General features: G+C 64.4%; 14 protein-coding genes. 7 read left to right on the top strand and 7 right to left on the bottom strand.

Annotation, left to right across the window (positions count from 1 at the left end; all coding sequences use genetic code 11):
- The first annotated feature begins 34 nt into the window (after positions 1-34).
- Together FIU91_RS17350 and FIU91_RS17345 are read left to right on the top strand one after the other, a co-directional pair.
- Positions 35-2146, top strand: coding sequence for a 4Fe-4S binding protein (locus tag FIU91_RS17350; protein ID WP_152463426.1), 2112 nt, complete (start codon positions 35-37; stop codon positions 2144-2146).
- Entirely contained in the window at positions 2143-3009 is an 867-nt protein-coding gene (locus tag FIU91_RS17345; RefSeq protein WP_152463425.1) for an FAD:protein FMN transferase, read from the top strand. The genes FIU91_RS17350 and FIU91_RS17345 overlap by 4 nt, the downstream gene beginning before the upstream one ends.
- A gap of 38 nt (positions 3010-3047) precedes the next feature.
- Here FIU91_RS17345 and FIU91_RS17340 read toward each other — a convergent pair whose 3' ends face one another.
- Entirely contained in the window at positions 3048-3674 is a 627-nt protein-coding gene (locus FIU91_RS17340) for a trimeric intracellular cation channel family protein (RefSeq protein ID WP_152463424.1), read from the bottom strand.
- A complete protein-coding gene (gene rnhA, locus FIU91_RS17335) occupies positions 3671-4129 on the bottom strand; it encodes a ribonuclease HI (RefSeq protein WP_152463423.1) in 459 nt (152 codons plus the stop codon). The genes FIU91_RS17340 and rnhA overlap by 4 nt, the downstream gene beginning before the upstream one ends.
- Positions 4130-4300: 171 nt before the next feature.
- On the opposite strand from rnhA, the gene FIU91_RS17330 reads away from it, so the two are divergent.
- Positions 4301-4861: a type 1 glutamine amidotransferase domain-containing protein gene (locus FIU91_RS17330; protein ID WP_093008972.1), complete on the top strand. Its 561-nt coding sequence runs from the start codon at positions 4301-4303 to the stop codon at positions 4859-4861.
- A 237-nt stretch (positions 4862-5098) separates the two neighbouring features.
- Complete coding sequence (locus tag FIU91_RS17325; protein ID WP_093008971.1) at positions 5099-6004, top strand: LysR family transcriptional regulator; 906 nt, start codon at positions 5099-5101, stop codon at positions 6002-6004.
- A gap of 61 nt (positions 6005-6065) precedes the next feature.
- On the opposite strand, the gene FIU91_RS17320 is transcribed toward FIU91_RS17325, so the two are convergent.
- From FIU91_RS17320 to FIU91_RS17305, 4 genes are all read right to left on the bottom strand, one after another.
- Positions 6066-6956: a DMT family transporter gene (locus FIU91_RS17320; RefSeq protein WP_152463422.1), complete on the bottom strand. Its 891-nt coding sequence runs from the start codon at positions 6954-6956 to the stop codon at positions 6066-6068.
- Between the two features lie 67 nt (positions 6957-7023).
- The gene (locus FIU91_RS17315; protein ID WP_152463421.1) at positions 7024-7422 is read right to left on the bottom strand and encodes a DUF2306 domain-containing protein; all 399 of its coding nucleotides are present in this window, start codon (positions 7420-7422) and stop codon (positions 7024-7026) included.
- Between the two features lie 133 nt (positions 7423-7555).
- Positions 7556-8740: a 23S rRNA (adenine(2503)-C(2))-methyltransferase RlmN gene (gene rlmN, locus FIU91_RS17310; protein ID WP_152463420.1), complete on the bottom strand. Its 1185-nt coding sequence runs from the start codon at positions 8738-8740 to the stop codon at positions 7556-7558.
- 126 nt (positions 8741-8866) lie between these two features.
- The gene (locus FIU91_RS17305) at positions 8867-9394 is read right to left on the bottom strand and encodes an invasion associated locus B family protein (protein WP_172975041.1); all 528 of its coding nucleotides are present in this window, start codon (positions 9392-9394) and stop codon (positions 8867-8869) included.
- A gap of 168 nt (positions 9395-9562) precedes the next feature.
- Here FIU91_RS17305 and FIU91_RS17300 point away from each other — a divergent pair, with 168 nt between their 5' ends.
- The gene (locus FIU91_RS17300; RefSeq protein ID WP_152463419.1) at positions 9563-10564 is read left to right on the top strand and encodes an asparaginase; all 1002 of its coding nucleotides are present in this window, start codon (positions 9563-9565) and stop codon (positions 10562-10564) included.
- On the opposite strand, the gene serB is transcribed toward FIU91_RS17300, so the two are convergent.
- Entirely contained in the window at positions 10561-11439 is an 879-nt protein-coding gene (serB, locus tag FIU91_RS17295) for a phosphoserine phosphatase SerB (RefSeq protein ID WP_152463418.1), read from the bottom strand. The two genes, FIU91_RS17300 and serB, sit on opposite strands and share 4 nt — an antisense overlap.
- Before the next feature lie 225 nt (positions 11440-11664).
- Here serB and FIU91_RS17290 point away from each other — a divergent pair, with 225 nt between their 5' ends.
- Together FIU91_RS17290 and serA are read left to right on the top strand one after the other, a co-directional pair.
- Entirely contained in the window at positions 11665-12819 is a 1155-nt protein-coding gene (locus FIU91_RS17290; protein WP_152463417.1) for a phosphoserine transaminase, read from the top strand.
- A 113-nt stretch (positions 12820-12932) separates the two neighbouring features.
- Complete coding sequence (gene serA / locus FIU91_RS17285; RefSeq protein ID WP_152463416.1) at positions 12933-14528, top strand: phosphoglycerate dehydrogenase; 1596 nt, start codon at positions 12933-12935, stop codon at positions 14526-14528.
- Positions 14529-14595: the final 67 nt, after the last annotated feature.

Here is a 14595-nt window from a genome sequence, read left to right as displayed (position 1 = left end):
TGGCGGCCGACCGGCCCGCCTTAGTGTCGGCCCAATGGGAGGATTGCGCGTCATATTGGCTGCGCTTGCGTGGCTGAGCCTGTCGTTTCAGGCCACGGCGGAGCCGTCCGATCGGGACCGCATCGCCGAGAAGATCATCGCGCCGATGAGCCTTGGCGAGCGGATCAGTGAAGACGGTGTCTACGAACTTCTGAATTCCGGCGGTCAACACTCGGGCTACGTGTTCGAAACAGAGCCGCTCGCCCCGCTACCGGGCTTTTCGGGCGCTCCGATCAATGTGCTTGTGGTGCTCGATCTCGAGGGGCGCTTCATCTCCGTACGGCTCCTCGATCATAACGAGCCGATCTTCGTCTCGGGGCTCGGGCAAGCGCCGTTTCACGCCTTCTTCGAGCAATATGAAGGCCATTCCATCTCGGAAAGCCTTGTGGTCGGCACGCCGTATGGCGGGGGAGGCGCCGGAGGCAGCCTCGTCTATCTGGATGGTGTGACCAAGGCGACAGCGAGCGTACGGATCGCGCATGAATCGGTGCTGGCCGCGACGCTGCAGGTCGCGCGCGAGAAGATGCAGGGCATTTCGGCAGGCCCGCCCGCACATCCCGATCCTGACTACAGCGAAGAGCTCGATTGGCAGGCATTGGTGAACCAGGGCCTTGTCGGCCACTTGCGGGTGAGCAATGCCGAGATCGATGACCGTTTCGCTGGGACGGTCTGGGCCGATGACGACCCTGAAGCCAGCGACTACCCCGAAGAGACCTACCTCGATCTCTGGGTCGTCGATCTTGGTCCGCCGTCCGTCGCCCGGGCGGTGCTGGACGAGGATACTTTCGTCGATCTGCGCCGCTTCATGGAAATCTCGCAGACCGATGAGCCGATTCTTGTCGTCGAGACCGCGCGGCACGGGCTCGTCTCGGAGGATTTCGTCCGCAACACCTCGCCCGATTGGATCTCGGCCGAGCAAGGAGGACTGCCCGTCGCGCTCAGGGACGCCGATCTCTATGTCGGGCTGGCCGAAGACGTGCCCGAAGAGCTGAAAGATGGTCGCGCGCTTATCCTGCGGACGGACCGCCGCCTCGGCTTCGATCCGGCGTCCGAATGGACGCTCAGCGTCCAGGCAGTGCGCGAGCATGGCATGTTCCAGCCCGAGATCGGCTCGGTCGAGCTGTCGCTGACCCATGCAACGCCCGAGCGTTTCTTCACCCGGCCGGGCCAGGTCGAACGGCTGCCGCAATGGCTCGAGGCGATCTACAACCGCCAGAGCGATCTGATCATCCTCGGCGCGATGCTGGGCGTGATGCTGCCGGCGCTGCTGTTCGGTCAGGCGCGGCTGGCGGGGCTTGCCGCCTTCACGCCAATCCGCCTCGGCGTTCTCGCAGCGGTTCTGGGCTTTATCGGCTGGTGGGGGCAGGGGCAGCTGTCCATCGTGACGCCGCTCGCGACGCTGCAATCGACGCTGGCGGGCGGCTCCTTCAACTTCCTGCTCTACGATCCGTTCTCGCTCGCGATCTGGGGGGCGACGATCCTCGGCTTCGTGCTCTGGGGCAGGGGGCTGTTCTGCGGTTGGCTCTGCCCGTTTGGCGCGATGCAGGAATTCGCGCACCATCTGGGCCGCCTGCTGCGTATTCCGCAGGTCGAAATGCCCGCTCGCTGGGATGCGCGGCTGAAATGGTTGAAATACGTCGTGTTGGCGGCGCTCGTGGCGGTGACGCTCTGGCTGCCGCAACACATGGACAAGGCCGCCGAGGTAGAGCCGTTCAAGACAGCCATCACCACCTTCTTCCTGCGCGAATGGTATTACGCGGCCTACGCGATCTTCTGGCTTCTGCTTGGCATGATGCTGTTCAAGGGGTTCTGCCGCTATGTCTGCCCGCTCGGCGCGCTCATGGCGATCGGCGGGGCGCTGCGCCTTCGCCGCTGGATCCCTCGGCGCATGGAATGTGGCTCGCCCTGCCAGCTCTGCCGGGTGGAGTGCCAGTACGGCGCCATCGAGAAGTCGGGGAAGATCGATTACGCCGAATGTTTCCAATGCCTCGATTGCGTGTCGATCCACGACGATGAGACGCGCTGCGTGCCGCTTGTGCTGAAGGGCCGGGCCGAAAAGCGCCGCCCGCGCGTGACGGGCCATCCCAACACGGTGCCGGCGGAATGAAGCGGCGGCGGTTTCTCACCCTGGCTGCCGCCTTCGCTTGCGCCCCGAGTTTCGCGGTCGCTCAGACATGGCGCGGGCGGGCACTTGGGGCGGAGGTGTCGGTCGCGCTTTCGGGGCCACGGCCCGACGTCGACGCGGCGCTCGCGGCAATTCCCGGATGGCTCGAGGAGGTGGAGGCGGAGTTCTCGCTCTATCGTCCGGACAGCGCGCTCTCACGGTTGAACGCCGCGGGGCATCTCGACCCGTCGTCCGCCTTCGCCGCACTCATGACGGAGGCGGACGCCGCGCACCGGCTTTCGGGTGGGCTCTTCGACCCGACCGTGCAGCCGCTCTGGCGGGCGCTGGCGGCGGGCCACGATGCCGAGAGCGCACGCAGCCTTATCGGGTGGGACAAGGTGCGGCGTGCAGGTGCGATCCGCCTCGGACCGGGACAGGCGCTGACCTTCAACGGGATCGCGCAAGGCTTTGCGACCGATCTTGTCACCGACCGGCTTGCTGCGCGCGGCTTCACCCATGCACTCATCGACATTGGCGAGACGCGGGCTCTTGGCGGGCCGTTCCGGCTTGGGCTCGAAGACCCTGTGCAGGGCTTTCTCGGCCAGCGGACGCTGACGGGTGGCGCGATCGCCACGTCGAGCCCGGGCGCGATGGCGCTTGGCGGCGGGGCGCATATCCTCGGCCCGCGTAAGGAGCGGCCCGTCTGGTCGACGGTCAGCATCGAGGCGGATCGCGCGGTAAGGGCTGACGCGCTCTCGACGGCGGCGGTGTTCATGGATCAGCACGCGCTTGGGCGGCTCAAGACGGAGGCGGGGCTCAGCCGGATCACCTGCGTCGCCGAAGATGGGCGGCTCTTGACGCTTTAGCGACACCAGCGCGGATGTGCCGGAGGAGAAGACCTCGCCTACTTACCCCGAGGCGGCCGCGACTTGTAGGTCGGCAGGCTCCAGCCCCGTGCCAGCGTTCCGGCCCGGAGCGTGAAGGTCACGAGCGCGCAGGCCAGCGCCGCGATCGCATCCCCGAAGCCCAGCCAATGCGCGGCGAGCGTCGCCAGCGACCCGGCGAGCGCACAGGTCACGTATAGCTCGCCCTGGCTCAGCACCACGGGCACGTCATTGGCAACGACATCGCGCATCAGCCCGCCGAGGCAGCCGGTGGCCATGCCCATGACCACCACCACCGGCGCGGGCTGCCCGGCTTCGAAGGCAATCCCCGAGCCCGCCGCAGCAGCCACGGCGAGAGCCGCACCATCGAGCCAGCGCAGGGTCACGAGCCGACTTTCGAGCCGGTGCGCCACGAAAAAGACAGCGAGAGCCGAGAGCGAGGCAACGGCAAGATAGAACGGATCGGCGATCCAGAAGACCGGATTGCGGTCGAGCAGCAGGTCTCGCACCGTCCCGCCCCCGAGCCCAGTCAATGCGCCGAGAAAGACAAAGCCCACCACGTCGAGCTGCGCGCGGCTTGCCGTCAGCGCCCCTGTCGCGGCAAAGACCAGCACGGCGGCGTAATCGAGAAGCGTAAAGAGCGTCATTTCGACGGCTTGAACGGGGCCATCCCAGCGCGGGCCAGCTCGTCCGCCCGCTCGTTTTCGGGATGGCCGGCATGACCTTTGACCCATTCCCAGTTCACATCGTGGCGCTTCTGCGCCTCGTCGAGCCGCTGCCAAAGCTCCACGTTCTTCACGGGCTTCTTGGCGGCGGTTTTCCAGCCGTTCCGTTTCCAACCGTGAATCCAGCCGGTGACGCCGTTCTTCACATAGGCACTGTCGGTGACGATGGTGATCCGGGATGGACGCGAGAGACTTTCGAGCGCGTTGATCGCGGCCAGCAGCTCCATCCGGTTATTCGTGGTGCCGCTTTCGCCGCCCGAGAGCTCGCGCTCCTTCACAACGCTCTCGCCGTCCTTGGCCTGCAGAAGGACGCCCCAGCCTCCCGGGCCGGGATTGCCGGAACACGCGCCGTCGGTGAATGCGAAAAGCTCTGCCATGACAGCCGGGGTTTGGCGCGGCCCCGCTCTCCCGTCAAGCCGGTGCGGGCCGCGGCGGTCACTTATCCGAGAGAGCGGCAATCCAGGGAACGCGCCGCGCGGCAGGGCGTTCTGTCGGCAAATGCTTCGGTCCCCTACCGGAGCCTCACAGTAAGACGAAAGGGCCACATCATGCCTGCCATATCCGACGCAAAGATCCTTCTCATTGCGACCCACGGCTTCGAACAATCCGAACTTGAAGTGCCGCGCGACAAGCTGCGCGAACATGGCGCCACGCTTCATGTCGCCAGCCTCGACGGCAAGGATATCAAGGGCTGGGACGGCGACGACTGGGGCCAGACCGTGCCCGCCGACGCCGCGCTCGGCGATATCGACCCGTCCGACTACGACGCGCTCGTCATTCCGGGCGGCCAGATCAATCCCGACATCCTGCGCGTTCAGGACGAAGTGATCGCAACCGTGAAAAGCTTCTACCAGGCCGGCAAGCCGATCGCCGCGATCTGTCATGCGCCGTGGGTTCTCGTCGAAGCGGGTATCCTGAACGGCCGCAAGGCGACGTCCTATCCGTCGGTGAAAACGGATGTCGCGAATGCCGGCGCGCACTGGGTCGATGAGACCGTTGTCGCCGACGAGGGCATCGTTACAAGCCGCAACCCGAACGATCTCGACGCCTTCGTCGCCAAGATCGTCGAGGAGATCGAAGAAGGCACGCATGCGCGCAAGGCGGCGTAATCGCGTGATCTTTTAAAGGCAAAGCCCTCTCGGTTCAGCCGAGGGGGCTTTTTCATGCACAGAGATGCCGCTGGCACACGGTCAGGCCTCGCAAGTATGTCCGTCGCAATGCGCCAGCGTTTCCAAGTCTCAAACAGAGCGGACAATTACCTTCCAATTGTCTGCGGGGTGCCGCGATTGTGCCCAACTTGGCCGCGATACCCAAGGGAGACGAATAACGACGCGAAGGAGCGGTCAATGGATCGGCTGACCGAAATGGAGGCTTTTGCCACCGTGGTGGATCAGGGTGGCTTTACCGATGCCGCCAAGAAGATGGGGATTTCCAAATCCGCCGTCTCCAAACACGTCTCCTCGCTTGAGGCGCGCCTCGGTGCACGGCTCCTCAATCGAACGACCCGCCGGGTCAGCCCCACGGAGATCGGTCTGGCCTATTACGACCGCGCCCGGCGCGTGTTGAACGATGCCGGAGAGGCGGATGCGCTGGTTACGTCGATGCAATCAGCGCCGTCGGGTCTTCTGCGGATCTCGGTTGCCACGGATTTCGGCGTCAATCATCTCTCGCCGATCCTGGGTCAGTTCCTCGCGGAGTTCCCGGACATCACCGTGAACATGGTCCTCAACAACCGCTACGTGGAGCTGATTTCAGAGGGCTTCGACATGGCAGTGCGGATTGGGGAGCTGGAGGATTCGACGCTGCGTGCCCGCAAGCTGACCGAATGCACCAAGCGCATGATCGCCTCCCCGTCCTATTTCGAAAAGTTCGGCCGCCCGACGCGGATCGACGATCTCAACGATCACAAGCTGCTGCACTATTCCAACCAATCCTCCGGCAACGTGTGGAAAGTGACCGCGCCCTCCGGTGAGAAGCGCCAGGTCCGCACCGCGGGCTGGCTCTCGGTCAATGACGGCCAGTCGCTGCTCAATGCCTGCATCGCGGGCCTTGGCATCGCATACCTGCCGTCCTTCCTCTACGGCGACGCACTCGCCGCCGGCCTGGTCGAAGACGCGATCCCCGATCTGCCGCAAGAGACGCAAGGCATCTACGCGGTCTATCCGCCGGGCCGTTTCACGCAGCCCAAGGTGCGCGCCTTCATCGACTTCCTCGTGCACGAGTTCGCCGAGAAAGGTCCGACCGACTGGTAAATTCCCGAATGCCTGTTCCGAGGCACACTGGCTCCGATCGCCTCAGGGTGATCGGGGCATTTTATTGTGCCACGACAGCGCGCTTGCGAACGGGCCAGACCTCGAGGATGCCGGCGATCAGTACGAGCGCGCCGCCGACAAGCTCCTGAGGTAATGGCACCTCACCGGCAAGCCAGGCCGCCGATGCCGTGCCGACAAGCACCTCGATCATCAAAAGGATCCCGACGCGCGGCGGATCGAGGCGCACTGTCGCCCACATCAGCCCCGCCATGCAGGCCGCCCACCAGATCGTGCCCGCTGCCACCGCCCAGGGCAAAGCCGGCAAAAGCGCGTCGTTCGGCGTGGGCAAGCCGGAGAGGAAGGGCGCGAGCGCGAGCGCACAGAGCGTCGCACCCGCTGCGAACACGAAGGAGGCCAGCCCGGGCGGAACCGCTGGCCGCACACGGATGCCGATTGTCGCGATTGCCCAGGTGATGCCCGACAACAAGGCCATCCATTCGCCGATGCCGCGCGGGACCGGCAGCCCCCCGCCCGCACCGAGCATGATGCCGAGGCCCAGTATTCCCGTCACGATGGCCGCGATCCGCAGGCGCGGTGTCGCCCACCCCATCACGACGCGCCCGATCAGCGTCGACCAGACGGGCGTCAGGAAAAACAGAAGTATGATGACCGCGATCCGGCCATAGACGAGCCCGACCGAGTAGAGGACGAAGCCTGCGCCGCCGAGCGCGATATAGGCAAGGGCCGCCCGGTCCGCTCGGCGCAGGGTGCCGAATTGCCGGATCGCGTGAGGCACGAGGGACAGCGCCGCGATGGCGACGATCAACGCCGTTCCCCAGGCGCCCGGCAGGCCCGCCGCGTCGAGCGCACGCACCGGCACCCAGTAGAACCCCCAGAGAGTTCCCGCCGCGATCACCATCAACGTGGCGCGTTTGGTCTGCGTATCGGTCATATGCCCTGCCTCCGAACCTCGCGAGCGGCATACCCGGCACCGCAGAAAGCTGCAATTCGAGGCGGGTTCAGCCGCCGAACAGGACCGCATGCATGGTCCGGCCGGGCAGAAGCGTGAAAGCGCCTGTCAGCATGATGGCGAGCAGGAATAGGAAGGTCATGGCGGATTTATGCGCCGCGATCCGACCCGCACGCGCGGATCGTACGGCATAGACAAGCGTCGCGAGCGTTAAGATCGACAGAATATGGATCGGGCTGAACGGGCCGAAAACGCGAAACTCGTGAATCCAGAAGCTGGATAGCGCAACGACCGCCATAAGGCTCACCCACACCCATCCGACAAAGCGATGGCGCGCAGTGCCTTTCCGCATTGCGAGTTGCGACGCCCCGATCGCGAAAGCTGCCAGCGCTGCGAGGGCGTGAACGGAGATGACGGGGCCGTCTGCCCAGAGCGGGGCGAAGTTCATCTCTGCCCCGGTCGAGGACGCCGAGCGACTGGTGAACTTTTGTTGGCGTGGTCAAACGGCAAGCGTAACACCGGGTTTGGATGTAAAAATCATTTACATCCGAGCTGCCCTAGCGTCAATAATGTCTCGGATCCTATCCGCGTGCGGCTTCGGCTTCGATCTCGCGGCGGCTCTTGCGCTCGCGCTCGGTCGCGGATTTGAGCTGACCGCAGGCCGCCATGATATCCTCTCCGCGCGGGGTGCGGATCGGCGAGGCATAGCCGGCCTTGTAGACGATGTCGGCGAAGGCCTCGATCCGGCTCCAATCCGAGCGCTCATAGGGCGCGCCGGGCCATTCGTTGAACGGGATCAGGTTTATCTTTGCCGGGATGCCCTTGATGAGCTGCACGAGGCGGCGCGCATCGGCATCGCTGTCGTTCACGTCCTTCAGCATCACGTATTCGAAAGTGATCCGCTCAGAGTTCGACAGACGCGGATATTCCTTGAGCGCGGTCAGCAGAGTCTCGATATTCCAGCGCTTGTTGATCGGCACGAGCTTGTCGCGCACCTCGTCGGTCGTCGCGTGGAAGCTGACGGCCATCTGGCAGCCGATCTCTTCGGCGCAGCGGGCGATCTCGGGCACGACACCCGAGGTCGACAGCGTGATCCGTCGGCGGGACAGGGCGATGCCTTCGCCGTCCATCGCGATCTTCATCGCATCGCGCACGTTGTTGAAATTGTAGAGCGGCTCGCCCATCCCCATCAGCACGATGTTCGACAGGAGCCGCGGGCCGTTGTCGCCGGTGCCGGTGCCAGGCGCGGGCCATTCGTCGAGATCGTCACGTGCCAGCATGATCTGCCCCACGATCTCACCCGACGTCAGGTTGCGAACCAGCTTCTGCGTGCCGGTATGACAAAAGGAGCATGTCAGCGTACAGCCGACCTGGCTCGAGATGCAGAGCGTGCCGCGATCCTCTTCGGGAATATAGACCATCTCGACTTCATGGCCGCCGGCGATCCGCACGAGATATTTGCGCGTGCCGTCCATCGACACGGTCTTGGACACCACCTCGGGCAACCGGATCGCGAAGTTCTCGGTCAGAAGGCGACGATAGTCCTTGGAGAGGTTCGTCATCGCCTCGAAGTCGCGCACGCCCCAGTGATAGAGCCAGGCCCAGACCTGGTTCACACGCATCTTCACCTGCTTTTCAGGTGTTCCGACGGCCAGCAGCGCATCACGGAGCGCAATCCGCGTCATTCCGACGATATTCTGCGGGCCCTCCTCCGCCTTGCGGGGGATGGTGACGAGGTCCTGCGTGATCGGTGCGTTCGAGGTCATGGCGGTCTCTTGGTCCCGAGGGGCGCGATACGTGCGAAAGTGGGCCTGATATAGGAAGAGCGCGCCGATTCCAAAAGAAAATCGACGCGCTGCGATGTTTGTCTCGAGGGAGCGGCTCGGGAGCGATCAGCTCCTGCAGCGGCGCTCCGCATCCTCGACCGCGGCGGTGAAGCCCAGAAGCGAGAACGTATCCTCGGTCGTTGTGCCGCGCGAGGAGCGTGCGGTCAGAACCGCGTCCGCGCCGCGCTTCATCGCCGTGATGATGCGATTGTCGTCCTGCGGTGTCGCCGGCCAGGCCCATTCGCCCTCGGTGAACATCTCGAATTCCGTGCCGCCGATATTGAGGTTAACCGTCGAGCCTTCCGCGAAGGGATAGCCGCCGGTGAATGCGACCTGGCCCATGACTTCTGCTTCGGGTCGGTAGAAGACCATCAACAGGATCTCGCCGCGCGTCACGGCCACGACGCGGCCGTCGCGGGTGTTCACGCTTTCCTTGTAAGTGGTCACCGCCCAGCATTCGCGCGGGTCCGATCCCTCGAACACCGACCAGTCCGTCATCGCATCGACGCGGTTGGTGCTTTCATCCTGTGCGTGGGCCATGCCGCCCCACGCGAAGAGCGCTGCGACGAGGCCGACCCCGATCTGAGCTTTCATTGCCTGACCCTCCAGAAAAACCTGACCCTCAAAGCTTCGGGTTGTGCCGAAAGCGCCCCGGTTTATGTTGCCGGTTGAAACCCGAATTCGCCGCGGACATTAGCCTGATTTTGCCATGGGCGAAAAGCCCTCTCGGCAGATAATCGCCAACCTGTGAGGACACTCCCGATGAGCCCATCCACCGCGCGCCTGTGTGAAGTTTGGCGCGGACCCATCGCCGAGTCGGTGCATTTCGGTCATGTCGTCATTGCCGGGCCGGATGGAGAGGTCGAAGCCGCCTGGGGCGACCCCGACGCGACGATCCTGCCACGCTCCTCTGCCAAGATGATCCAGGCGCTGCCTCTTGTCGCGTCGGGAGCCGCCAACGCGCGGGGGCTCGGGCCCGAACAACTCGCCTTGGCATGTGCCAGCCATCAGGGCGCGCCGCTGCATGTCGCAAAAGTGGCCGAGTGGCTGACGGCCGAAGGTTTCGACGAGGCGGAGATGCGCTGCGGGCCCGAGCCGTCGCGCGACAAGAATCTGCGGTTCGAGATGATTCGGGATGGCAAATCTCCCTCGCAGCTTCACAACAATTGCTCAGGCAAGCATGCAGGGTTCCTGACGCTCGCCGCGCAGCTTGGCGGTGGCGCGGAATATGTCGAGCCGGAACATCCCGTCCAGATCGCCGCCCGCGATGCCTTCGAGGTGGTCACCGATCGTGAAAGCCCAGGCTTCGGGATCGACGGATGCTCGGCGCCGAATTTCGCAACGACGATGTCCGCGATGGCGCGTGCAATGTCCTGGTTCGCCACGGCGCATCGCCGCGAGGATACCCTGTCGCGCGCCGGCGTCCGTCTGCGCGAAGCGATGATGGCGCATCCATTGCTCGTTGCGGGTGAGGGTCGCGCCTGCACGCTCCTGATGCAGGCCGCGAAGGAGCCTGTCGCCCTCAAGACCGGGGCGGAAGGGTTCTTTATCGCGATTTTGCCAGAGCGCGGCCAAGGTATCGCGATCAAGGCGCAAGACGGTGCCACGCGGGCCGCAGAATGCGCGATCGCGGCGGTGCTCGTCCGGATGGGTGTTCTGGATGCGGATCACAGGGACGTGGCGCGGTTCCTGTCGCCCCAGATCACCAACCGGCGCGGCATCGTCACCGGGTCGATCAAACCGGCGGTGACGCTTCTGGGTTAAGCGGCAAATTCGGTTTTCGCGTAGCCCTGGATGTAGAGGAGCGCCGTCAGGTCGCCGAAGTTGATCCTGTGTTCGGCTTCGGCCTGAACCGACGGTTTGGCATGAAGCGCTACGCCGGTTCCGGCGCGCTGGATCATGCCGAGATCGTTCGCGCCGTCCCCGACTGCGATCACATCGCTCTCGTTGATGCCGAGCCGCCGGGTGATCTCTTCCAGAGCCGCCACCTTGGCCTCGCGTCCGAGGATTGGCTGAGCGACCTCTCCCGTCAGCGTGCCGCCGTCGATCAGAAGCATGTTGGCGCGGTGCTCATCGAAACCGAGCGCCTCGGCGACAGCGCCCGTGAAGGCCGTGAACCCGCCGGAGACGAGCGCCGCGTAACCGCCAGTGGCGCGCATCGTTGCCACCAATTCACGCCCGCCCGGCATGTGCGAGATACGGGAGGCCAAAACGCGCGCGATCACCGCTTCGGGAAGTCCCTTGAGCAACGAGACGCGTTCGATGAGTGCGCCTTCGAAGTCGAGCTCACCGTTCATGGCTCGGGCGGTGATCTCTTTGACCCGCTCGCCGACACCTGCCTCGTCTGCCAACTCGTCGATGCATTCCTGCTGGATCATCGTCGAATCCATGTCCGCGAGGAGCATCCGTTTCAGGCGTCCTTCGGCGGGCTGGCAGACAAGATCGATCTTCAGAGCCTGAAGATCCTGCCAGACCTGCGCGAGGTTCACCGGACAGCCCGGCACTTCGAACTCGCAGGCTTCATCCGGGGCGAGCCAATGAATCGCGCCCCCACCCCAGGCATTGCGGAGCGCCTCGGCCGCCGCAGGTTCTAGCGATGGCGCGCTGGGCGCGGTGAGAAGCGTGACGACATGGGACATGGAGCTTGGCCTCGGATGGACATGATCGCGCTATAAACCGGCAGGCCCGCGCCTGAAAGGCTTGCGCCGAGAAGTTTCCGATCCGCTCCACCGATGCCGCTTTTGCGCTGCGAAAGGTCGCCGCACGGCTCTTTTGCGACTTGTGGAACATCGGGGCGGGCAGTAGATGCGTCCGTGGGACACCCCTCCCCAACGAGGGGCTTCTATCTGGAAGGTTAGACAGATATGGCGATGACCAAACCCGGCGTGCGGCCGGAAAATCCGCGTTTTTCCTCTGGCCCTTGCGCCAAGATCCCCGGTTTCTCCCTCGATATGCTCTCGGATGCGGCACTTGGCCGGTCCCACCGCGCGAAGGTGGGCAAGGACAAGCTGAAAGCCGCGATCGATGGCACGCGCGAGATCCTGGGCGTTCCTGATGACTACCGCATCGGCATCGTGCCGGCATCCGACACGGGCGCCTATGAGATGGCGATGTGGACGATGCTGGGCGAGCGGCCTGTCGAAATGGTCGCCTGGGAAAGCTTCGGCGCAGGCTGGGTCACCGACGCGGTCAAGCAGCTCAAGATCGAGCACACGGTTCATACCGCCGAGTATGGCGAGATTGTCGACATGGCGTCGCTCGATTACGACCGCGACGTCTGCTTCACCTGGAACGGCACGACATCGGGCGTGCGGATGCCGTCTGCTGAGGCGATCCCCGCGGATCGCGCGGGTCTGACCCTGTGCGATGCGACCTCGGCGGCGTTCGCGCAGGATCTGCCCTGGGACAAGCTCGATGTGACGACCTTCTCCTGGCAGAAAGTGCTGGGTGGTGAGGCCGCGCATGGCATCCTCATCCTGAGCCCTCGCGCGGTGGAGCGGCTCGAGAGCTATACGCCGCCCTGGCCGCTGCCGAAGATCTTCCGCCTGACCAAAGGCGGCAAGCTCAACGAAGGCATCTTCATCGGCGAGACGATCAACACGCCCTCCATGCTCGCGGTCGAGGATTACCTCGTCGCGCTCGACTGGGCGCGCTCTGTCGGTGGCCTCAAGGGCCTGATGGCGCGGGCCGATGCCAACGCGCAGGCGGTCTGGGACTTCTGCGAGAGCCGGGACTGGATCGACAACCTCGCGCAGGATCGTGCGACACGGTCGAACACATCGGTGTGCCTCAAGTTCACCGACGGCGCGATCTCGGACCCGGCGGCTTTCGCCAAGTCGGTTCAAAAGCGGCTCGAGGCCGAGGGCGTCGCGCTCGATGTCGGCTCCTACCGCGATGCGCCGGCAGGTCTTCGGATCTGGTGCGGCGGCACGGTCGAGACCTCGGACATCGAAGCCATGCTGCCCTGGCTCGAATGGGCCTATCACACCGAATACGCCGCGCTCTCCGAAGCGGCCTGATCCCGGTTTCCTCCGGGCCCGAAATCCATGCGGATTTCGTCCGAGACGTCACGTGACGTCTCGGGCGGCGGGCCCGGTCCTTTCCTATATCGTTCATTCAAAGGACCACTGACATGGCTCCCAAGGTTCTCATCTCCGACAAACTGTCTGACGCTGCGGTGCAGATCTTCCGCGACCGCGGTATCGAGGTCGACTTCCAGCCCGACCTCGGCAAGGACAAGGACAAGCTCGCCGAGGTGATCGGTGACTACGATGGTCTCGCGATCCGCTCGGCCACGAAGGTCACGCCGACGATCCTCGAGAATGCGCCGAATCTGAAGGTCATCGGCCGCGCCGGCATCGGCACCGACAATATCGACAAGGAGGCGGCGTCCAAGAAGGGCGTCATCGTGATGAACACGCCTTTCGGCAACATGATCACGACCGCCGAGCATGCCATCGCGATGATGTTCGCCGTTGCTCGCCAGATCCCGGAGGCTTCGGCCTCGACCCGCGCGGGCAAGTGGGAGAAGTCGAAGTTCATGGGGGTCGAGCTGACGGGCAAGACCCTTGGCGTCATCGGCGCGGGCAATATCGGCGGCATCGTCTGCGACCGCGCGCGGGGCTTGCGGATGAAGGTCGTCGCCTATGATCCGTTCCTCAGCCAGGAAAAGGCCGACAAGATGGGCGTCGAGAAGGTCGAGCTCGATGAGCTTTTGAGCCGCGCCGACTTCATCACGCTGCATGTGCCGCTGACCGACCAGACGAAGAACATTCTCTCCAAGGAGAACCTCGAGAAGACGAAGAAGGGCGTGCGGATCATCAACTGCGCGCGCGGCGGGCTCGTCGACGAGGCGGCGCTGGCCGAGCTTTTGAAGTCGGGCCATGTCGCCGGTGCGGGTTTCGACGTCTTCGCCGAGGAGCCTGCCAAGGAGAACCCGCTCTTCAACCTGCCGAACGTCGTCTGCACCCCGCATCTGGGCGCGGCGACCACCGAGGCGCAAGAGAACGTGGCACTCCAGGTCGCCGAGCAGATGGCCGACTACCTGCTGACAGGCGCCGTGCAGAACGCGCTTAACATGCCGTCTGTGACGGCCGAAGAGGCCAAGGTCATGGGGCCGTGGATCAAGCTCTCCGATCACCTCGGCAGCTTCATCGGGCAGATGACCGACGAGGCGATCAAGGCGATCAACATCCTTTATGACGGTTCGGTGTCCGAGATGAATCTCGAGGCGCTCAATTGCAGCCTGATCGCCGGGATCATGAAGAGCATCAATCCCGAGGTGAACATGGTCTCCGCGCCGCTCATCGCGAAGGAGCGCGGGATCAAGATCTCGACCACGCGGCAGGCGCAATCGGGTGCCTTCGAGGGCTATATCAAGGTGACGGTCGCAACCGACAAGCGCGAGCGCTCCATCGGCGGGACGGTCTTCTCGGACGGCAAGCCGCGCTTCATCCAGATCAAGGGCATCAATATCGACGCCGAGATCGGCCGCCACATGCTCTACACGACGAACGAGGACGTGCCCGGCATCATCGGCACGCTCGGCACGACGATGGGCAAGAACGGCGTGAACATCGCGAACTTTACCCTCGGGCGTTCGGCAGCCAAGGGCGAGGCGATCGCGCTTCTCTACGTCGACGAGGCGGTGAAGCCAGAGGCCCTGAAGGAACTGCACGAGACCGGTCTGTTCCGGCAGATCCGCAACCTGCAATTCGACGTCGCCTGACACGGGCGGATATCGCGTGGCCCTTCGGGGCCGCGCCGCGTATTTTCTGAGCGGTCTTGCCTTGCAA

It is taken from the genome of Roseivivax sp. THAF30 (assembly GCF_009363575.1).
Taxonomy (GTDB): Bacteria; Pseudomonadota; Alphaproteobacteria; order Rhodobacterales; family Rhodobacteraceae; genus Roseivivax; species Roseivivax halotolerans.
Note: the sequence above shows the minus strand (reverse complement) of the source record. Positions and strands in the feature narration are given on the sequence as shown.